The organism is Streptomyces vilmorinianum, from assembly GCF_005517195.1.
Lineage (GTDB): Bacteria > Actinomycetota > Actinomycetes > Streptomycetales > Streptomycetaceae > Streptomyces > Streptomyces vilmorinianum.
In genome coordinates this window covers 7123976-7142336 of sequence record NZ_CP040244.1, presented here as the reverse complement: position 1 = coordinate 7142336, position 18361 = coordinate 7123976, and the positions used below count along the sequence as shown (strand labels likewise).

The 18361-nt window shown below is 72.7% G+C and carries 21 protein-coding genes and 1 pseudogene; 9 read left to right on the top strand and 13 right to left on the bottom strand.

The window, feature by feature from the left end; all coding sequences use genetic code 11:
- Nucleotides 1–39: 39 nt before the first annotated feature.
- From FDM97_RS33240 to FDM97_RS33220, 5 genes and pseudogenes are all read right to left on the bottom strand, one after another.
- On the bottom strand, nucleotides 40–483 hold the full coding sequence (locus FDM97_RS33240; protein WP_254705837.1) for a Fur family transcriptional regulator: 444 nt from the start codon (nucleotides 481–483) through the stop codon (nucleotides 40–42).
- Between the two features lie 55 nt (nucleotides 484–538).
- A complete protein-coding gene (locus tag FDM97_RS33235) occupies nucleotides 539–1375 on the bottom strand; it encodes an SAM-dependent methyltransferase (RefSeq protein ID WP_137994184.1) in 837 nt (278 codons plus the stop codon).
- A 178-nt stretch (nucleotides 1376–1553) separates the two neighbouring features.
- Nucleotides 1554–2033: a GNAT family N-acetyltransferase gene (locus FDM97_RS33230; protein WP_137994183.1), complete on the bottom strand. Its 480-nt coding sequence runs from the start codon at nucleotides 2031–2033 to the stop codon at nucleotides 1554–1556.
- A 126-nt stretch (nucleotides 2034–2159) separates the two neighbouring features.
- Nucleotides 2160–3071, bottom strand: coding sequence for a M56 family metallopeptidase (locus FDM97_RS33225; protein ID WP_137994182.1), 912 nt, complete (start codon nucleotides 3069–3071; stop codon nucleotides 2160–2162).
- Between the two features lie 239 nt (nucleotides 3072–3310).
- A pseudogene (locus tag FDM97_RS33220) lies at nucleotides 3311–3664 on the bottom strand (BlaI/MecI/CopY family transcriptional regulator); the annotation flags it as partial.
- A gap of 83 nt (nucleotides 3665–3747) precedes the next feature.
- On the opposite strand from FDM97_RS33220, the gene FDM97_RS36090 reads away from it, so the two are divergent.
- Entirely contained in the window at nucleotides 3748–3903 is a 156-nt protein-coding gene (locus FDM97_RS36090) for a hypothetical protein (protein ID WP_175439327.1), read from the top strand.
- Nucleotides 3904–3921: 18 nt separating this feature from the next.
- On the opposite strand, the gene FDM97_RS33215 is transcribed toward FDM97_RS36090, so the two are convergent.
- From FDM97_RS33215 to FDM97_RS33205, 3 genes are all read right to left on the bottom strand, one after another.
- Complete coding sequence (locus tag FDM97_RS33215; RefSeq protein WP_137994181.1) at nucleotides 3922–4203, bottom strand: metal-sensitive transcriptional regulator; 282 nt, start codon at nucleotides 4201–4203, stop codon at nucleotides 3922–3924.
- Nucleotides 4204–4213: 10 nt separating this feature from the next.
- Nucleotides 4214–6490, bottom strand: coding sequence for a heavy metal translocating P-type ATPase (locus tag FDM97_RS33210; protein ID WP_137994180.1), 2277 nt, complete (start codon nucleotides 6488–6490; stop codon nucleotides 4214–4216).
- Between the two features lie 86 nt (nucleotides 6491–6576).
- Nucleotides 6577–6867, bottom strand: a complete 291-nt coding sequence (locus FDM97_RS33205; protein ID WP_137994179.1) for a cation transporter — start codon at nucleotides 6865–6867, stop codon at nucleotides 6577–6579.
- Between the two features lie 167 nt (nucleotides 6868–7034).
- Here FDM97_RS33205 and FDM97_RS33200 point away from each other — a divergent pair, with 167 nt between their 5' ends.
- On the top strand, nucleotides 7035–8000 hold the full coding sequence (locus FDM97_RS33200; RefSeq protein WP_137994178.1) for a hypothetical protein: 966 nt from the start codon (nucleotides 7035–7037) through the stop codon (nucleotides 7998–8000).
- 51 nt (nucleotides 8001–8051) lie between these two features.
- A complete protein-coding gene (locus FDM97_RS33195; RefSeq protein WP_137994177.1) occupies nucleotides 8052–8741 on the top strand; it encodes a copper homeostasis protein CutC in 690 nt (229 codons plus the stop codon).
- A gap of 184 nt (nucleotides 8742–8925) precedes the next feature.
- Here FDM97_RS33195 and FDM97_RS33190 read toward each other — a convergent pair whose 3' ends face one another.
- Complete coding sequence (locus FDM97_RS33190; protein WP_137994176.1) at nucleotides 8926–9663, bottom strand: SDR family NAD(P)-dependent oxidoreductase; 738 nt, start codon at nucleotides 9661–9663, stop codon at nucleotides 8926–8928.
- Between the two features lie 83 nt (nucleotides 9664–9746).
- On the opposite strand from FDM97_RS33190, the gene FDM97_RS33185 reads away from it, so the two are divergent.
- Together FDM97_RS33185 and FDM97_RS33180 are read left to right on the top strand one after the other, a co-directional pair.
- Nucleotides 9747–10622: an aminoglycoside phosphotransferase family protein gene (locus tag FDM97_RS33185; protein WP_137994175.1), complete on the top strand. Its 876-nt coding sequence runs from the start codon at nucleotides 9747–9749 to the stop codon at nucleotides 10620–10622.
- A 106-nt stretch (nucleotides 10623–10728) separates the two neighbouring features.
- Nucleotides 10729–11409, top strand: coding sequence for an esterase/lipase family protein (locus FDM97_RS33180; RefSeq protein WP_254705836.1), 681 nt, complete (start codon nucleotides 10729–10731; stop codon nucleotides 11407–11409).
- Between the two features lie 4 nt (nucleotides 11410–11413).
- On the opposite strand, the gene FDM97_RS33175 is transcribed toward FDM97_RS33180, so the two are convergent.
- Entirely contained in the window at nucleotides 11414–13435 is a 2022-nt protein-coding gene (locus FDM97_RS33175; RefSeq protein WP_254705835.1) for a HelD family protein, read from the bottom strand.
- Between the two features lie 246 nt (nucleotides 13436–13681).
- Between FDM97_RS33175 and FDM97_RS33170 the strand changes: the two genes are divergently transcribed.
- Both FDM97_RS33170 and FDM97_RS36085 read left to right on the top strand, forming a co-directional pair.
- Nucleotides 13682–13861, top strand: a complete 180-nt coding sequence (locus FDM97_RS33170; RefSeq protein WP_137994173.1) for a hypothetical protein — start codon at nucleotides 13682–13684, stop codon at nucleotides 13859–13861.
- Between the two features lie 48 nt (nucleotides 13862–13909).
- Nucleotides 13910–14287, top strand: a complete 378-nt coding sequence (locus FDM97_RS36085) for a hypothetical protein (protein WP_175439326.1) — start codon at nucleotides 13910–13912, stop codon at nucleotides 14285–14287.
- 10 nt (nucleotides 14288–14297) lie between these two features.
- Here FDM97_RS36085 and FDM97_RS33160 read toward each other — a convergent pair whose 3' ends face one another.
- Nucleotides 14298–14519 carry a helix-turn-helix domain-containing protein gene (locus tag FDM97_RS33160; RefSeq protein ID WP_137994172.1) on the bottom strand — a complete coding sequence of 74 codons (222 nt, stop codon included), beginning with the start codon at nucleotides 14517–14519 and terminating at the stop codon, nucleotides 14298–14300.
- A complete protein-coding gene (locus tag FDM97_RS33155; RefSeq protein ID WP_137994171.1) occupies nucleotides 14519–15004 on the bottom strand; it encodes a DUF2975 domain-containing protein in 486 nt (161 codons plus the stop codon). The genes FDM97_RS33160 and FDM97_RS33155 overlap by 1 nt, the downstream gene beginning before the upstream one ends.
- Before the next feature lie 330 nt (nucleotides 15005–15334).
- Between FDM97_RS33155 and FDM97_RS33150 the strand changes: the two genes are divergently transcribed.
- A complete protein-coding gene (locus tag FDM97_RS33150; RefSeq protein ID WP_175439325.1) occupies nucleotides 15335–16138 on the top strand; it encodes a protein kinase domain-containing protein in 804 nt (267 codons plus the stop codon).
- On the opposite strand, the gene FDM97_RS33145 is transcribed toward FDM97_RS33150, so the two are convergent.
- Nucleotides 16135–17787, bottom strand: a complete 1653-nt coding sequence (locus FDM97_RS33145; RefSeq protein ID WP_137994169.1) for a DNA repair helicase XPB — start codon at nucleotides 17785–17787, stop codon at nucleotides 16135–16137. The two genes, FDM97_RS33150 and FDM97_RS33145, sit on opposite strands and share 4 nt — an antisense overlap.
- Before the next feature lie 175 nt (nucleotides 17788–17962).
- Between FDM97_RS33145 and FDM97_RS33140 the strand changes: the two genes are divergently transcribed.
- Nucleotides 17963–18322, top strand: coding sequence for a hypothetical protein (locus FDM97_RS33140; protein WP_137994168.1), 360 nt, complete (start codon nucleotides 17963–17965; stop codon nucleotides 18320–18322).
- Nucleotides 18323–18361: the final 39 nt, after the last annotated feature.

The following is an 18361-nucleotide window of genomic DNA, read 5'->3' as shown; positions in this document are numbered from 1 at the left end:
GAACGCCACGCATGGGGTTCAAGTGGTCTCGGACGACGCCTAGGACGACGTCTCGGACGACTGTGCACAGTCGGGGCACAGTCCCTTGAAGACGATCTCGGCGTCGCTGGTCCGCCAGTCGGGCAGGGCGCCGCGGGGCGGCTTCGGGGCCGGGGCGTCGACGTTCTCCACGCGGCCGCACCGCACGCAGAGCGCGTGCTGGTGCGGCGGTCCGGAGATCTCGAAGACGGCCGGGAGGCCGGGGCGGTCGAACTTGCTGACCAGGCCGGTCTCCTGGAAGTGGCGGAGCATCTCGTACACGGCCTGGCTGGTGAGCGTGCCGAGGCGCTCGCGGGCGGTGGTGGTGATCGCCTCCACGTCGAGATGGCCGGCCGAGGCGAGGACCGTGAGCACCTCCAGGCGGGGGCCCGTGACCCGCAGACCGACATCGCGCAGGCGCTGGATCACCGCCTCGCGGCCCGTCAGCTCTTCCACGACTGCCATCTTCTCCGCCCGCCACCTGGTCGGCTCAAACGTTTGTGGGCATCGTACCTCTTTGTCAATCATCCGTCCGGCAGACGAGCAGGACGCTCTCGGTGCGTTCGTCGATACGGTGCCGCCGCCGGCCCTCGATGTGCAGGCCCGCGGAGTGCAGCTCGGCGGCCAGGTGCTCGGGGTCGACGATCCACTTGTCGGTGGTCAGTACGGCCCGTTCGGTGGAGAGCTTGCCGGTCCTGGCCGCGTAGTAGGTGATCCGCTCGCTCATCGCGCGCAGATCGAAGACCTGCCGGGCCACCACCCACTCGTCGATCCCGTCGAACCGCGGGACCTGGAAGGCCCAGGTCCGCTGCGGCTCGGCGACGAGACCGGGGAGCAGGTGGGCGGTGTAGTCCAGGGCGAGGGCGCCGCCGGTGTCCAGGTGCGAGGCGATCTCGCGCAGCAGACCGGGGCGGGCCTTCGGGGGGACGGCGGACACCATGGCGCCGGCGAGCAGCGCGAGCCGGTAACTGCCGTGCAGGCGGAGCTCGGTGAGGTCGGCCCGGGTGGTGACGATCAGCTCGGCGACCTGGGGGCCGATGCGCCGGGCCCAGGCCTCGAGCCGCTCCAGGGCGGCGGCGTCCCGGTCGACGGCCTCGACGGCGAAGCCGTGCCGGGCGAAGGGGACGGCGAGCCGCCCCGCACCGGAGCCGAGGTCGAGGACGGGGCCGCCGGTGGCGCGGGCGAGGCCGAGGTAGCGGACGATGTCCGCGCTGTGGGGGCCGAGGAGGGCGTCGTACAGCCAGACCGAGTGCTCGTCGCCGGGGGCGACAGACTCCAGGCCGGGGAGGATGTCGGCCACCGTGTCGTATCGGGACGGCAGGACCGGCGCGAGCGCGGCGCCGCTCGGTGTGTGCATCGCTCCTCCAGGGGCTCGCTCGGTCCATGCCGTCCGGACGAGGCACCCGTGCCGCCGGGGTCCACGCCGCTGCCCCCATCCTGAATCGACGGCCCCCCGCCTCGCCAGCGCTTCCCACGGCGCAAACACGCGATGGCGCACATCTGCCACGCCTGCCCGCAACCCGGGGAGGGGAGGGTCAGAGCGCTTGCGTCAGGCGGGTCGGGGTCAGTGGGGTGAAGCCGCTCGCTTCGTAGAAGGGGAGCCACGGGTCGCGCTCCGACGGGAGGGTCACGCGGAGTTCCCGCGCCCCGAACCCCCGCATCCGATCCGCCGCCGCCGAAAGCAGCGCCGCCCCCACCCCCCGCCGTCGCGACCCCTCCGCCACGCACAGCGCGTACAGCTCGCCCTCGCCCGGGACCGGCACCCCACCCGCCGCCGCGCCGACGAGCGTGCCGTCCTCGGCCGTCGCCACCAGCCAGCCCAGCCAGCCCGGCGCGCCGCCGGGAATTTCAATTTCCGCGCGGATACGGGGAAGTGCGCATTGCGTCGAGATCAGACGCCGGACGGCGATTTCGTCGAGGATTCCGTCGTAGCTGCCCCGAATGGCGTCCGCCAGCAGCCTGGATATCGTCGTCGCGTCGGACGCAGCCGCCGTCCGCACGTCAGCCAGCTGCATTGGTTCGTACCCTTCGACGTGCCGAGCCTGAGCGCCAACGTACCCACGATAGCCGGGAATTCAGACCGATGTGACCGATGTGAAATCTACGAATTCACTTAGTAATGAGGCGATGAACCGAGTCAATTACCCGGGCACGGAACAACACGCGATGGCCAGCGGCGTCACGGCCCCCGCCCCCGCCGCGATCGTCAACAGCCCCCGCAGTACCGGATGTCCCGCACTGTGCGGAGCGAGAATGCGCCGCATCCGCAGCGCCGCCGACGGCCCGCCCGCCCCGAACGCCTCGCGCGGTGCCTGGCCCGCGGCGAGCGCGTACAGCGCGGTGGCCAGCGCGTCGCGCGAGCAGCGGCGCAACGCGCGGTCGTCCGCGGCCATTTCGAGCAGCAGCGGTACGGCCGTCCCGCCGTGCCGTGCCAGCGGGAGCCGGGGGAACACGGCCGCGAAGGACTCCGCCGCCGCGACGAGCAGGTGGTGCCGGCCGGCGATGTGCGCCCGCTCGTGCGCGAGCGCCGCCGCCAGCTGGGGCGCGGTCAGGGTGTCCACGGCGCCCGAGGAGACGACGACCCGGCGCGCGCGGCCTGGCAGGCAGTAGACGGCGGGCCGCGCGTGGTCGAGCACGGTCGCCCGCAGCGCGGGGTCGTACCGTCCGACGAGCCGCAGGACCCCCGCGTGCCGCTGCCGTGCCCGCCGGGCCCGCAGCACCTTCCGTACGAAACCGCAGGCGGGCAGCGCGAGGACCGCCAGGGCCAGGCCGAGGGCGAGGTATTCGCGCCCCGACAGGGCGAGCAGGGTGGCGGGGGAGGGGAGCGAGAGCGTGAGGAGCGTGTCGGTCAGCCGGTGGCTGCTGTCCCCGGCGAGCACCAGCTGGGCGGGGAGCAGCGCGGCCGAGAAGGCGAACACCGCGCCGCTCGCCGCCCACACCGCCAGACCGAGCCGCGGCACCTGCTGGGCCCAGCGGGCCCGTACGAGGAGCCAGGGGATCAGAAGCCCGGTGGACAGGGCGAATCCGAGGGGGAGCAGCGCGTGGTGGTTCACGCGACGCCCCCACGCATGGTCGCCTCGTGCGTCCCGCCCCCGGGACCGCCCCTGGGGCCACCCCCGGGCCCGCTTCCAGGTCCATCCCCAGGGCCGCTCCAGGGTCCGCTTCCAGGTCCACCCCCGGGGCCGCTCCAGGGTCCGCTTCCAGGTCCAGCCCCGGGCCCGCTCCCGGATCCGCTTCCAGGTCCAGCCCCGTGCCCAGCCCCGTGCCCAGCCCCGTGCCCGCCCTCGGCGCGGCCGCGCGCCGTACGCAGCGCCGCGTCCAGGGCCTGCATGTCCTCGGGCGAGATGGTCTCCACGAAGCGCAGCAGCGCGGCCGGGCGGTCCGCGCTGTCGCCGAGCGCGTCCTGCATCAGGGCCGCGGTGTACTCCTCGCGGCTGCGGACCGGTTCGTACAGCCAGGCCCTGCCCGCCTTCTCGCGGCGGAGCCAGCCCTTGCGGTGGAGTATGTCCGCCACCGTCATCACCGTCGTGTAGGCGACGTGCCGCCCCAGATTGATGTCGTCGACGATCTCGCGGACGGTGGCGGGCCGTTGCCAGGCCCACAGCCGGTCCATGATCTCGGCCTCGAGGTCTCCCAGCCGGCGCACGCGCATCCCCTCCCCCTACGGGCCGCCCATCGTACGGGCCGCTCACCCGGCGGAGATATACCCCCTAGGGGTACGATGACCGGATGTCGACCCTCATGAGGAACCGCCCCTGCGCGAAGGTCTGCGGCCCCGGCCTGCCCGGTTCGGTGGAGCTGACGCTCCTCCGCCAGGTGCTCGGGCTCTGTCTTCGCCTGAGCGTCAAGCTGTCCGCCGACTGCCCTTCGCACAAGGGCGGTTGAGATCCTTCTCGTCCGGTTCTACGTCCTGATCAGCCGGGCGATGGCCTTCGAGGCCTCGCCCACCTTCACCTTCGCCTGGTCCCCGCCCTGGGCGATCGCCTCGGTGACGCAGCAGCTGAGGTGCTCGTCCAGGAGGGCCACGGCGCAGGACTGCAGGGCCGCGTTGATCGCGGAGACCTGGGTCAGTACGTCGATGCAGTAGACGTCCTCGTCCACCATCCGCTGCACCCCCCGGACCTGACCCTCGATGCGCCTCAGGCGCCGGATGATGTCTTCCTTGTGCTGTACGTAACCGGCCACGGCGAACTCCTCATCGGTCGGCGGCCTGGAAGCCGCGCAGGCGCAGGCTGTTGCCGACGACGAAGACCGAGGAGAAGGCCATCGCGGCACCGGCGATCATCGGGTTGAGCAGTCCGGCCGCGGCGAGCGGCAGGGCGGCCACGTTGTAGGCGAAGGCCCAGAAGAGGTTCGAGCGGATCGTGCCGAGCGTCCTGCGGGAGAGCCGGATCGCGTCGGCCGCGGCCCGCAGGTCCCCCCGTACGAGCGTCAGGTCGCCGGCCTCGATGGCGGCGTCCGTGCCCGTGCCCATCGCCAGGCCCAGGTCGGCCTGGGCGAGCGCGGCGGCGTCGTTGACGCCGTCGCCGACCATGGCGACCGAACGCCCCTCGCCCTGAAGGCGCTTGACCACGTCCACCTTGTCCTGCGGCATGACCTCGGCGATGACCTCGTCGATGCCGACCTCGGCGGCGACGGACTCGGCGACCGCCTTGTTGTCACCGGTCAGCAGGATCGGGGTCAGGCCGAGCGCGCGCAGCCGCTCGATGGCCTCCGGGCTGGTCTCCTTGATGGCGTCGGCGACCTCCAGGACCGCGCGCGCCTCGCCGTCCCAGGCGACCGCGATCGCCGTCCTGCCGGCCTTCTCCGCCTCGTCCTTCGCGGACTTGAGGCCCTCCGGGAGCTCCATGGCCCACTCTTCGAGCAGCTTCTCGCGGCCGACGAGGACGGCGTGGCCGTCGACGACGCCCTGGACGCCGAGCCCGGGGATGTTGGCGAAGTCCTCGGGGGTGGGGAGCGTACCGACCTTGGCCGCGGCGCCGGTGGCGACGGCCTGGGCGATGGGGTGCTCGGAGGAGTGCTCCAGGGCGCCCGCGAGCCGCAGGACGTCGGTCTCGTCCACGCCGTCGGCGGTGTGGACCTTGATCAGGGTCATCCGGCCGGTGGTGACGGTGCCGGTCTTGTCGAGCACGATGGTGTCGACCTTGCGGGTCGTCTCCAGGACCTCCGGGCCCTTGATCAGGATGCCGAGCTGCGCGCCGCGGCCGGTGCCGACCATGAGCGCGGTCGGGGTGGCCAGGCCCAGGGCGCAGGGGCAGGCGATGATCAGGACGGCGACCGCGGCGGTGAACGCGGCGGTCAGACCGGAGCCCGTACCCAGCCAGAAGCCGAGCGTGCCGAGCGCGAGCGCGATGACGATCGGCACGAAGACGGCGGAGATCTTGTCGGCCAGGCGCTGGGCGGCGGCCTTGCCGTTCTGGGCGTCCTCGACGAGCTTGGCCATGCGGGCGAGCTGGGTGTCGGCGCCGACGCGGGTGGCCTCGACGACCAGGCGGCCGCCGGCGTTCAGGGTGGCGCCGGTGACGGAGTCGCCGACGGAGACCTCGACCGGTACGGACTCGCCGGTGAGCATGGAGGCGTCGACGGCGGAGGAGCCCTCGACGACCGTGCCGTCGGTGGCGATCTTCTCGCCGGGGCGGACCAGGAAGCGGTCCCCGACCTGGAGTTCGGCGGTCGGGACGGTGACCTCGCGGCCGTTCCTGAGAACGGTCACCTCCTTGGCGCCCAGCTGCATCAGCGCCTTGAGCGCCGCGCCCGCCTTGCGCTTGGAGCGCGCCTCGAAGTACCGGCCGGCCAGGATGAAGGCGGTGACGCCCGCCGCGGCCTCCAGGTAGATGTTCCCGGCGCCGTCGGTGCGGGCGATCGTGAACTCGAAGGGGTGCGTCATGCCGGGCGTACCGGCGGTGCCGAAGAACAGCGCCCACAGGGACCAGAGGAACGCGGCGATCGTGCCGACCGAGATCAGGGTGTCCATGGTGGCCGCGCCGTGCCGGGCGTTGGTCCAGGCGGCGCGGTGGAAGGGCCAGGCTGCGTAGACGACGACCGGGGCGGCGAGCGTGAGGCTCAGCCACTGCCAGTACTCGATCTGCAGGGCCGGGACCATCGCCATCGCGATGACGGGCACGGCGAGCGCGACCGCGGTGATCAGGCGCTGCTTGAGGGGCCGCAGCTCCTCGTCGGCCTTCTCCTCGTCGGACGGCCCTTCGTCGCCGGCGCCGGCGGCGGCGACGCGCTCGCGCTCGGGCTCGGCGGCGGTGTAACCGGTGGCCTCGACCGTGGCGATCAGATCGGCGACGGAGATGTCGGCGTCCGCGTCGAAGGTGACCTTCGCCTTCTCGGTGGCGTAGTTGACGGTGGCCTCGACCCCGTCCATGCGGTTGAGCTTCTTCTCGATACGGGCCGCGCACGAGGCGCAGGTCATGCCGCCGATGGCGAGCTCGACCTGGGCGGCGCCGGGGGTCGTCGTGGTCATTTCCTGCTCCTCGGTACAGCGGGAGGTCGGGGGCCGGGGCCCATGGATGGACGGGCCCCGGCGGCCGGGTTCGTGGGCGCGCTGGATCAGGCGCGGCCGGTGAGCTCGTAGCCGGCGTCGTCGACGGCGGCGGCGATCGCGGCGTCGTCGGGGGCGCCGCCCGTGGTCACGGTCACCAGGCCGCCGGCGACGTCGACGTCCACGGAGATGACGCCGTCAAGCGCGGAGACGGAGGTGGTGATCGCGGTCTTGCAGTGTCCGCAGGTCATGCCCGACACGGCGTAGACGGTGGCGGTGCTGTCGGCGACGGCGGTGGCGGTCGTGGCCTCGCCGGCGCCGGTCGAGCAGCTGCCGTCAGGAGTACAGCAGGAAGACATGTCTTCTCCTCCGAATTCAGCGATGAATACCCGTGGGGGGTATCTGGAACTGACTCATGTATACCCCCCAGAGGTATTCCACGCAAGCGTTCGCCTCGGCTTGACTTGATACCCCCCAGGGGTATGGTGTGGGCATCGAAAGGTTACTCACGTACGGGAGAGCTGCCATGAACACCGGGCTGAAGATCACCGCCTTCGCCGCCGCGCTCGCCGCGACCTTCGGGACCGCGTACGGGGTCGGCAAGGGCGTCGGACCCGTGAACGAGCCGGCGAAGGCCGCGCACGGGGAGCACGCGGAGCAGGGGGAGCAGGGAGAGCAGGGGGAGCACGCGGGGCACGAGGAGGGCACCGGCGCGGCGAACGCCCCCGCGGCCGGGGGCCTCCAGGTCTCGGAGGGCGGCTACACGCTGGCCATGGAGACGCCGAGGCCGGCGGTGGGCAAGAGCGTGCTGAGGTTCACGGTCAAGGACGCCGGCGGCAAGAACGTCACCGCGTACACGACCGAGCACGGCAAGGAACTCCACCTCATCGTGGCCTCGCGCGACCTCACGGTCTACCGCCATCTGCACCCCGTACGGGCGGCCGACGGCACCTGGTCGGCGCCGGTCGACCTGCCCGCCGCGGGCGGCTACAAGGCCTTCGCCGACTTCAAGCCCGCGGTGAAGGGCGCGCAGGGCGTGACGCTCGGCGTCGACCTGGCCGTACCGGGCGCGTACGCGCCGCAGCCGCTGCCGGCCGCCGCGCCGACCGCGACCGTCGACGGCTACCAGGTCACGCTGGGCGGCACCCTCGACCCGGGCAAGGCGGGCGAGCTGCGGCTCACGGTCAGGAAGGGCGGCAAGCCGGTCACCGACCTGGAGCCGTACCTCGGGGCGTACGGCCATCTCGTCGCGCTGCGCGACGGCGACCTCGCCTACCTCCACGTCCACCCCAACGAGGGCGGCCCCGGCCCGGACGTCTCCTTCACGGCGACGGCGCCGAGCACGGGCACGTACCGGCTGTTCCTCGACTTCCAGCACGGCGGCACGGTGCGGACGGCGGCCTTCACGGTGCACGCGGGAGCGGGTCCCGCGCCTGCGCCCGCCGCCACCACCGAGGCGACGCGCGATGCGGGCGGCCACACGCACGGCTAGTCTGTCCATTGGACTAGACCTGTAGCCGCCCCTCACGGAAGAAAAGGTGCAATGAGCAACCGTGCAGTCCTTGAGGTGATCGCCCTCGACGAGGAGGACGCGGTCGCCGCCCAGGCCGGCGGGGCGGACCGCCTCGAACTGGTCACCGACATGGCGGCGGACGGGCTGACCCCGTCCCGTACGGGCTTCGCGGCGATCCGCGCCGCCGTGGACATCCCGCTGCGCGTGATGCTCAGACTGACCGACGGCTTCGCGGCCGGCGACGTGAACGCCCTGGTGGCCCGCGCGTCCGACCTCCGGGACGCGGGTGCGGACGAGTTCGTGCTCGGCTTCCTGACGGCGGAGGGCGACGCGGACCTGGTGGCGGTCGAGCGGCTGGTCGCCGTCCTGGACGGCTGCCACTGGACCTTCCACCGGGCCATCGACCGCGCGGCCGACCGCGACACCCTGCGCAAGCAGCTCGCGGACCTGCCGGGCCTCGACACCTACCTCACGGCGGGCGCCCCGACCGGCGTCGACGACGGCCTCCCCGTCCTCAGGTCCGAGGCATCCCGCACCGGCCGCCCGGGCTACGAGCCCCAGATCCTCGTCGGCGGCGGCCTGCGCCTGGACCACCTCCCGGAACTGCGCTCCGCCGGCCTCACCGCCTTCCACATCGGCGGCGCGGCCCGCCCCCACGGCTGGACGGCCCCGGTCTCGACCGACGCGGTCCGGACCTGGCGCGCGGCGATCGACGCGTAGACCGGCCAACACCCGCCACCGGCCCCCCGGCACGACGGGACCGCCACCCGGCACCCGTCACCCGGCACGTCGGGGCATCGCGGACCTGTAAGGGATCCCTGTACTTCACCGACGAGTGAGGTACGCGTGGATCCCGGTGGGGCCGGGCGGTCGAGTGCCGGCCGGCCCCCCGGCCGCGGTCCCGTCAGCGGCCGCCCGCTACCCGCAGGACCGTGCCCGTCGTGTACGAGGCGTCCGGGGAGAGGAGCCAGGCCACCGCCGCGGCGATCTCGGACGGTTGGCCCGGGCGGCGCAGGGGGATCGTGGTGGCGGCCTTCGCCGGGCGGTCGGGGGCGCCCATCGTGGCGTGCATGTCGGTCTCGATGATGCCGGGGGCCACCGCGTTGACCCGGATGCCGTCCGGGCCGAGCTCCTTGGAGAGGCCCATGGTCAGGGCGTCGGTCGCCGCCTTCGTCGCCGCGTAGTGGACGTAGTCGCCGGGGCTGCCGAGCGTGGCGGCGGCGGAGGAGATGTTCACGATCGCGCCGCCGCCGTGGGCCGTCATGTCGCGGGCGGCGCGGCGGCAACACAGCAGGTAGCCGAGGAGGTTGACCTCCACCACCCGGCGCAGATCCTGCGTCGTGGCGTCCGCGAGGCGCCCCAGCGGGCCCGTCACGCCCGCGTTGTTGACCAGGCCGGTCACCGGGCCCAGTTCGGCCTCCGCCGTGTCGAAGAGCCGTTCCACGTCCGCCTCGACGGAGGTGTCCGCCCGGACCACGACGCAGCGCGCGCCCGCTGCCCGGACCGCCCGCGCCGTCTCCTCGGCGGCGGCGGAGTCCCGTACGTACCCGAGCACCAGGTCATGGCCCTCGGCGGCGAGGCGTACGCAGGTCGCCGCGCCGATCCCGCGGCTGCCGCCCGTGACGACGGTCGTGCCGGTCATGGTGTTCCGCCCTTCTCTCGGTCGCGCCGCCCCCACCGTAATTCGATGGCCCGGCGAAGATCGCGCTGGCTACCCTCCCCGTCATGGTCGACCTCGTGCGCAGACTGATCGCCGCCCAGTTCCCGCAGTGGGCGGAGCTGCCCGTCACCCGGGTGCCGTCGGCCGGCACCGACAACGACATGTACCGCCTCGGTGACGGCCTCGCGGTCCGGCTGCCCAAGACCGCCGAGACCGCCCGGTCCATCGGCAAGGAGCAGCGCTGGCTGCCCCACCTCGCCCCGCACCTCCCGCTGCCCGTGCCGGTCCCCGTGGGCAACGGCGTCCCAGGGGAGGGCTACGACCTGCCCTGGGCGGTGTACGACTGGCTCGACGGCGCCAACGCCTTCGACGAGCCGATCGCCGATCTCGCCCACGCCGCCGTCGAGTTGGGGCGCTTCGGCGCCGCCCTGCGGCGCGTGGACGCCACCGGCGGGCCGAGGTCGAGCCGGGGCGGCCACGTCACCGAGTGGGCGGACGGCTCTATGGAGGGTGCGATCCGGGACCTCGGCGACGAGGGCGTCTTCGACCCGGACGTCGTGACCGAGGTCTGGGAGTCCGTGCTGCGGCTGCCGCAGTGGGACGACCGCCCGCCCGTCTGGGTCCACGGCGACCTGCTGCCCGGCAATCTGCTGGCCCGGGACGGCCGGCTGAGCGCCGTCATCGACTTCGGCGCCATCGGTACCGGCGACCCCGCCTGCGACATGATCGCCGCCTGGAGCCTGCTCACCGCCGAGACCCGCCCGCTGTTCCGCGAGGCCGCCGAGGTCGACGACGCGACCTGGGCGCGGGGGCGTGGCTGGGCCCTGTGCTGGGGCGTGGTGTCGGAGCACTACTTCCGCGACACCAATCCGGTCCTGGCCACGGTCGCCCGCCGTACGCGGGCCGAGGCCCTCGCCGAGTACGAGTACGAGTACGTGTAGGAGTGACCAGGGCGTGAACTCCGGTCCTGCACAGGGCTGTTCATCCATGACCGCAGGCCCCACCATGCTCCTCACTACTCGTGCGTAACACCTCGTAGGGGGAAGCGTGTTGAGGACCTGCGTCAGGATCGTCCCGTTGTTCGCCCTGGTGGCGTGCCTGCTGGCGCAGGCTCCCGCCGAGGCCGCCGCCGCCCGTACCCCCGTCGTCTTCGTGCACGGCTACAACGCCGACCCCGGCGTATGGGGCGGCCTGCGCGAGGACTTCAAGGCGGACGGGTACACCGACGCCGAGCTGTACTCCTTCGGGTACGACACCCACCGGTCCGTCAACGAGGTCCTCTCCGGTGAGCTCGCGGCGTACGTCGAGAACGTCAGGCGGCAGACCGGCGCGAGCCAGGTCGACCTCGTCGCCCACTCCTTCGGCAGCCTCGTCACCCGCTGGTACGTGAAGTTCGACGGTGCCGGCCAGTCGTCCGTCGCCCACTGGGTCTCCCTCGCCGGCCCCAACCACGGCACCAGCACCGCCTGGGCCTGCGCCCTGTGGGATCAGGCCTGCCGGGACATGACGCCCGGCTCGTACGTCCAGAAGCGGCTCGCGGAGGGCGACGAGACGCCCGGGGCCGTGCGGTACGCCACCTGGTGGTCGAACTGCGACGAGGTCATCAACCCGGACAGCAGCGTGCCGCTGACCGGGGCCACCAACAACGCCGCGGGCTGCCTCGACCACAACGCGCTGCTCGGCGACGACGGGGTGTCCCAGGGCGTCCGCGCCTTCCTCAGCTCCTGATCCGTCAGGTCAACTGCGCGGGCAGCGGCGAGGAGTGAAGGACCGTCAGGCCCGACACGGCGCGCGTCAGCGCCACGTACAGCCTCCGCAGCCCGGTCCGCTCGTCGGGCTCCCCGTCGACGACGGCCGCCGGGTCGTCCAGGACGACGTAGTCGTACTCCAGACCCTTCGCCAGCGAGGCCGGGACGAGGGTCAGGCGGGACTCGGCCGTCGTCTCCTCGCCGGGGGAGAGGTGCGCGAGACCGGCGGCGGTCAGCGCCTCCGCCAGCGGGGCGATCCGCGCGTCGGCGGCGATCAGGCCGATGGAGCCCTCGTGGGCCAGGGACTCCACGCAGGCCGCGACCACGGCCGTGTCCAGCTCCGCCGGCGTGCAGGGGCGGACCGCCAGCGAGCCCGGGTTCTCGCGGACCGACTCGACGGCGGCCAGGCCGGGGGACATGTGGGGGAGCAGCCGGGAGGCGTACGCGATGACCTCGCGCGGCACGCGGAAGCCCGCCGTCAGCTCCTCCACCACGGCCTCCGGCTTGCCCAGATGCGCGAGCGCCTGCGTCCAGCTCTCCGTCGCCCACGGGGTCGTGCCCTGCGCGAGGTCGCCCAGGATCGTCGCCGAGCCGGTCGTGCAGCGGCGGCCGACCGCGCGGTACTGCATCGGGGACAGGTCCTGCGCCTCGTCCAGGACCACATGGCCGAGCGAGTGCGTGCGCTCCACCAGGTCCTTCGCCTCGTCGATCAGGACGGCGTCCGCCGCCGACCACTTCGCCGACTTCGCGCTGCGGGCCGGCTTCTGCCAGAGCAGCAGCTTCTGCTCGTCCTCGGTGAGGATCCCCTCGGCGTGCTCCGCGAGGAACGGGGCGTCGCTCAGCAGCCGCAGCACCAGCTTCGCGGGGTCGACCGGCGGCCAGACCGCCTTCACCATCGCCTTCACCGCCGTGTTGCGGGCCACCGCGTCCTGCACCCGGTCGTCCGGGGCCTCGCCCGCCTGCTCCATCCGCACCAGGACGGCGTGCGCGACGCGCTGCGGGAGCGCGTCGCGGGCGGCCCCGTAACGGATGTCCCGGTCCAGCAACTCGCGGACGATCTCCTCCAGTTCGTACGCGGGAACGCGCCAGCGGCGCGAGCCGCGCACCACCATCAGCGGCTCGGCCGGCAGCGTCACGTGCGAGCGGACCGCCCGGCGCAGCACCTCCGCCATCCTCGCGTCGCCCTTGACGACCGCCGTCGCCGCCTCGTCCGCGCCGCGCACCTCGACATGCGCCACGAGATCGTCGACGGTCGCCTGCTGCACCTCCAACTCGCCGAGTGCGGGCAGCACTTGCTCGATGTAGTGGAGGAAGGAACGGTTCGGCCCGATGACCAGCGTGCCGGTGCGGGCGAGCCGCTCCCGGTGTGCGTAGAGCAGATACGCGACCCGGTGCAGACCCACGGCCGTCTTTCCGGTGCCGGGCCCTCCCTGCACGCACACGGTCCCGCCGAGCCCGGACCGGACGATCTCGTCCTGCTCGGGCTGGATGGTGGCGACGATGTCCCGCATCGGGCCCACGCGCGGGCGCTCGATCTCCGCCTGAAGCAGCCGGCTGGTCTGTTCCAGCTCCGCCGGGTCGGAGAGATGCTCGTCCTCGTACGCGGTGAGCTCGCCGCCCGTGTAACCGAACCGGCGCCGCAGCCCCACGTCCTGCGGGTCCTTCTTCGACGCCCGGTAGAACGGCTGCGAGACCGGTGCGCGCCAGTCGATCACCATCGGGTCGCCGCCGGCGTCGTGGACGTGACGGCGGCCGATGTAGAAGCGCTGCCCCTCCTGCGTGGTGTGGAGGTAGTCGAGCCGGCCGAAGAAGAGCGGGGTGTGGGAGAGGTCGGCCAGCGCCTTGATCCGCTCCTCGATCTGGCGTCCGAGCACCACGGAGTTGACCCAGTTCGCGGTGACGTCCTTGATGTCGAGCGATTCCACGTCCTCGCGCATCGCGCGCAGCGCGGCGCGCGAGTCGGCGAGATGGGCGCGTTCGCGCGAGAGCGGATCGGACGTGGACATGCGGAAGCCTCCAGGTGCGTACGCGGACATGCCAGGGCGGCCGCCGGTTTCCGACCGGGCGGCGGCACTCCACTCGGGGAGGCGGGGAAGTCGGAGATTGTAGCTCTGGGGCTCGGGTGGCGGCGAATGGTTTTCGTCGGGTCGGGCGCAGGGACGACCCGTAGGGGTCGGGGTCCGACGTGAGGGGGACCCGGGTTCCACCCCCAGGGCGATGTGTTCGGAATGTCCGAATTCCATCATGGAGGCATGACCACAGCGACCTTCACCCCGGACCGTACGATCCCCCGCTCCCGCCGCCTCGCCACCGCGCTGCGCGGCATACGCGCCTTCACCGGCGCGGCCGTCGAAGTCGTCGTCCTCGGCCGGTACGCCGAGGAGGCGGGGGTGCGGAACCCGCGTCCTGAGTACGTGGGAGGCCCGGACTGAGTACGCGGGCGCATACCGCGGCCCCGGCCCGGCTGATGTGATCGGGGCATGACGACCTCGGCAGCGACCACGAGCACGAGCACGACCACGAGCACGACCACGAGCACGGCAACGACATCGACGGCACCGGCGCCGACCTCCCCTTCCACCGGCGGGCTGCGCATCATGGCCCTCGGCGGTTTCCTGGCCCTGTTCGTCTCCTTCGTCCTGACCGCCGTCGTCGCGCTGGAGGACGCCATCGGGGGTGACGGCGTGAGCGGTCCCGCTGTCACGGCGGGCTTCTGGGCCGTGGGGCTCGGTGCCGTGGCCGGCGCCCTGGCCGCCGTACTGCCGGGCAGCGTGCTCGGGTACGGCGCGCGCAGGGGCGCGGTGGTCCTTCAGTACGCGCTGGCCGTGATCGCCCCGGTCATCGCGCTGATGGACTGACCGCCGTCGGTCATCTCTCCGCGGCGTCGTCGGCTTCCCAGCGCAACAGATCTCCCGGCTGGCACGCGAGCACCTCGCAGAGCGCGGCGAGCGTCGCGAAGCGCACCGCCTTCGCGCGGCCGTTCTTGAGGACCGCCAGGTTGGCGGGGGTGATCCCGACGCGTTCGGCGAGCTCGCCCACCGACATCTTCCGCCTGGCCAGCATCACGTCGATGTCGACCACGATCGGCATCAGATCACCTCGTCGAGCTCGGCCTGCATCCGCGCCGCCTCGACGTCGCGCGCCACGGCCTGGGCGAGCAGCATCCGCAGCACGAGCACGATGAGCGCGACCCCCAGGATGGCCACGCCGACCCCGCCCATGATGACGGTGACGCCCGGGTCGTCCCGCTGGCCCGGCGCATTGACGGCCGTGACCGCGAACCACAGGAGGGCGGCCGCCACGATCGCGCCGATCACGCCGTCCACGTACCGGAAGGCGGCGTGGGAGAAGACGGTTCCGCGTCGCACCATCGTCACCAGCCGCCATACGCAGACCAGGGCGGCCTGGACCGACGCCATGCCCAGGATCGTGATCACGCGCAGCGGGGTCAGCGGGAGCGACCCGTCCTCAGGGTCGGTGGCCAACGCCCACACCATCAATGCCTGTACGAACACGGTGCCGGCGAGCACCATCACGAGCACGGCGCGCAGCGCACGCATTGCCAGCTTTCCCACGCCCCATCCTTCCATCGAGTTACGATGGGAATCTATCGATTTTCGATCGGTCCGGCAAGGGGCTACGCGGTCAGGAGGCCGCGAGGCCGCGAGGTCAGGTCAGTCGGCGCACCAAGGCGACGGCCTCGTCCGCGCGCCCCGCGCCGCAGGTGCGCAGGATCTCGGCCAGGCCGGGATGCCGGGGCTCGACAAGGGCGGCCGCGTCCAGGATGTCGACCGCGCCCGCCGTCGAGGTGAGGAGGTCGCGCAGCCGCCGCGCGAACCGGAGGTCGGCGTCCGCCGCGGACTCGGCCGGGTCTTTACGGCGAACTGCCCCCGCCCGTCGGCCTGTTGATCGCCGAACAGCTCCTCGACGCCCTCGCCGCTGTCCACGCCGCCGGGCTCGTGCACCGCGATGTGAAACCCTCGAACCTGCTGCTCGCGGCGAGCGGCCACGGCCGCCCGCACGCGTTCCTCGGCGACTTCGGGGTGGCCCGGGTCCTGCCGCATCTGCAGCTCACCTCGCCCGCGCTCGTGGCGGGCACCCCCAACTACCTCGCGCCGGAGGTCCGCGCCGGGGCGGGCAGCTCGCCCGCCCAGGACGTGTACGCGGCGGGACTGGTCCTGCGCGCCCTGGGAGGCCCGCCCGCCCTCGTCGCCGCGCTGGCCGCCGACCGGCCGGAACAGCGCCCGTCGGCCGCGGCCGCCCGCGACGAGATCGCCCGGGCACGACACGCGCTCGGCCCGGAGCGGTGGCCGGTGATCTGGCAGGACGAGCCTGTCCTCGTCCCGGACCGGTTCGGGGACGCCCCGCCCCCGCCCCTACCCCCGCGCCCATCCCCGCCCGCGCCCGTCGCCGTACCGGGCCACCGCCCCCGCGTGGGGTGGGTGGTGGCTGCCGTCGCCGCCGCAGTGGCGCTCGCCGTGGCGTCCGCCGTCGCACTGACGGCCGACGCCACCGAGAAGGACGGCCCGCCCGCCCGTACCGTCCCGGCCGACACCGTCATGGGCCCGCCGGACCCCGAGGGCCCGACGGCCTTCACCGAATGCGCCGCCGAGAAGTACCTCGACGTCGCGTTCAGCCCCGAGGGCTACGCGCTCCTCTGCACCCGGACACCCGGCACACGACGCTACGAGTGGACCCCGACCACCTAGTTCTCCTTCTCGCCCGCCATCAGCTCGTCCGCGTCGACGATCCGGTACGCGTACCCCTGCTCCGCCAGGAACCGCTGCCGGTGCGCCGCGAAGTCCTGGTCGATCGTGTCCCGCGCGACGACCGAGTAGAAGTGCGCCTGGTGCCCGTCGGCCTTCGGCCGCAGCACCCGGCCCAGCCGCTGCGCCTCCTCCTGGCGCGAGCCGAAGGTGCCCGACACCTGGATCGCGACCGTCGCCTCGGGCAGGTCGATGGAGAAGTTCGCGACCTTCGAGACGACAAGCACGCTGATCTCGCCGTTACGGAAGGCGTCGAAGAGCTTCTCGCGCTGCGCGTTCGACGTCTCGCCCTTGATGACCGGCGCGTCCAGGTGCTCGCCGAGCTCGTCCAGCTGGTCGATGTACTGGCCGATGACGAGGATCTGCTGCCCGGCGAACTTCCTCACCAGCGCCTCGGTCACCTTCCGCTTCGTCGCCGTCGTCGCGCAGAAGCGGTACTTCTCCTCCGTCTCCGCCGTCGCGTACGCGAGCCGCTCGGAGTCGGTCAGATTGACCCGGACCTCGACGCAGTCGGCGGGCGCGATGTACCCCTGCGCCTCGATCTCCTTCCACGGCGCGTCGAACCGCTTCGGACCGATCAGCGAGAACACGTCCGACTCGCGCCCGTCCTCCCGCACGAGGGTCGCCGTGAGCCCCAGCCGCCGCCGCGCCTGCAGATCGGCGGTGAACTTGAAGACCGGCGCCGGCAGCAGGTGCACCTCGTCGTAGACGATCAGGCCCCAGTCGCGGGAGTCGAAGAGCTCCAGGTGCGGATAGATGCCCTTCCGCTTGGTCGTCAGGACCTGGTACGTCGCGATGGTGACCGGCCGGATCTCCTTCTTCGTACCGCTGTACTCGCCGATCTCGTCCTCGGTCAGCGAGGTCCGCTTCACCAGCTCGTGCTTCCACTGCCGCGCGGAGACGGTGTTGGTGACCAGGATCAGCGTGGTCGCCTTCGCCTGCGCCATGGCACCGGCCCCGACCAGCGTCTTCCCCGCGCCACAGGGCAGCACGACGACACCCGAGCCGCCGTGCCAGAAGCCCTCGACGGCCTGCTTCTGGTACGGGCGCAGGGCCCAGCCGTCCTCGGCGAGATCGATACGGTGCGCCTCACCGTCCACGTAACCGGCGAGGTCCTCGGCCGGCCAGCCCAGCTTCAGCAGCGTCTGCTTGATCTGCCCGCGCTCGGACGGGTGCACGGCGACGGTGTCCGGATCGATCCGGGCGCCGACCAGCGGCTGCACCTTCTTCGACCGGAGGATCTCCTCAAGGACCGGCCGGTCGGTCGTGGTCAGCACGAGCCCGTGGGTGGGGTGCTTGGAGAGCGTGAGTCGCCCGTAGCGGGCCATGGTCTCGGCGACGTCCACGAGCAGCGCGTGCGGCACGGGGTAGCGGGAGAACTCCACGAGCGCGTCGACGACCTGCTCGGCGTCGTGCCCGGCCGCCCGCGCGTTCCACAGCCCGAGCGGGGTCACCCGGTACGTGTGAATGTGCTCGGGCGCCCGCTCCAGCTCCGCGAACGGCGCGATGGCCCGCCGACAGGCATCCGCCTGCTCGTGGTCCACCTCCAGGAGCAGCGTCTTGTCACTCTGGACGATGAGTGGTCCGTTCACGCCTTCAGGGTCCTTCCCGCCGTGCCGTGACGCGAGTGCCGCGACGGCCAATCCTCCAGTGTGCCCGACGGCAGCGCGGTGTGCGGCTGAGCAGCGCGTCTGAGTACGGGGCGTGGGGGGGGATTGAGTACGTGCGCGGTGGGGCGGGGGTGGGGTCGGGCGGTGGGATGGGGGCATGACGTTCAACGCCTCGATGCCCGCCGTCGCCCCCTCGGTCCCGGGGGACGAGCCCGACCCGCGCTGGTGGGTGGCCCCGCTCGTGGGCAGCGTGGTCGCGCCGGTGCTCGCGGTGGCGGCCGCCGGCTCGCAGGGCATGTGGGCGGATGCTCCGTTCATGCTCGTCGGGAGCCTGGTGTCGGCGTTCGCGCTGATCGTGCCGAGCTGGTTCCTCGCCCGGACGCGGCGGCGGCATCAGCGGCGGATCACGCTCGCGGCGCTGGGCTGTGGGCTCGCGGCGGGGTTCCCGCTGCTGCTCGCGACGGTCGGCTGGACGGTCTTGATCGTCATGCTGCTGACCGGCAACGTGCACTCCTGAGCGGGGCCGTGCGGGCCGTGCGGGCCGTGCGGGCCGTGC

Coding starts and splice junctions, on each gene's coding strand:
- FDM97_RS33175 (WP_254705835.1), bottom strand. CDS start 13,435: ATGTCCACGTCCGATCCGCTCTCGCGCGAACGCGCCCATCTCGCCGAC.
- FDM97_RS33170 (WP_137994173.1), top strand. CDS start 13,682: ATGACCACAGCGACCTTCACCCCGGACCGTACGATCCCCCGCTCCCGC.
- FDM97_RS33205 (WP_137994179.1), bottom strand. CDS start 6,867: ATGTCTTCCTGCTGTACTCCTGACGGCAGCTGCTCGACCGGCGCCGGC.
- FDM97_RS36090 (WP_175439327.1), top strand. CDS start 3,748: ATGTCGACCCTCATGAGGAACCGCCCCTGCGCGAAGGTCTGCGGCCCC.
- FDM97_RS36085 (WP_175439326.1), top strand. CDS start 13,910: ATGACGACCTCGGCAGCGACCACGAGCACGAGCACGACCACGAGCACG.
- FDM97_RS33190 (WP_137994176.1), bottom strand. CDS start 9,663: ATGACCGGCACGACCGTCGTCACGGGCGGCAGCCGCGGGATCGGCGCG.
- FDM97_RS33140 (WP_137994168.1), top strand. CDS start 17,963: ATGACGTTCAACGCCTCGATGCCCGCCGTCGCCCCCTCGGTCCCGGGG.
- FDM97_RS33195 (WP_137994177.1), top strand. CDS start 8,052: ATGAGCAACCGTGCAGTCCTTGAGGTGATCGCCCTCGACGAGGAGGAC.
- FDM97_RS33185 (WP_137994175.1), top strand. CDS start 9,747: ATGGTCGACCTCGTGCGCAGACTGATCGCCGCCCAGTTCCCGCAGTGG.
- FDM97_RS33210 (WP_137994180.1), bottom strand. CDS start 6,490: ATGACCACGACGACCCCCGGCGCCGCCCAGGTCGAGCTCGCCATCGGC.
- FDM97_RS33230 (WP_137994183.1), bottom strand. CDS start 2,033: ATGCAGCTGGCTGACGTGCGGACGGCGGCTGCGTCCGACGCGACGACG.
- FDM97_RS33235 (WP_137994184.1), bottom strand. CDS start 1,375: ATGCACACACCGAGCGGCGCCGCGCTCGCGCCGGTCCTGCCGTCCCGA.
- FDM97_RS33200 (WP_137994178.1), top strand. CDS start 7,035: ATGAACACCGGGCTGAAGATCACCGCCTTCGCCGCCGCGCTCGCCGCG.
- FDM97_RS33240 (WP_254705837.1), bottom strand. CDS start 483: ATGGCAGTCGTGGAAGAGCTGACGGGCCGCGAGGCGGTGATCCAGCGC.
- FDM97_RS33160 (WP_137994172.1), bottom strand. CDS start 14,519: ATGCCGATCGTGGTCGACATCGACGTGATGCTGGCCAGGCGGAAGATG.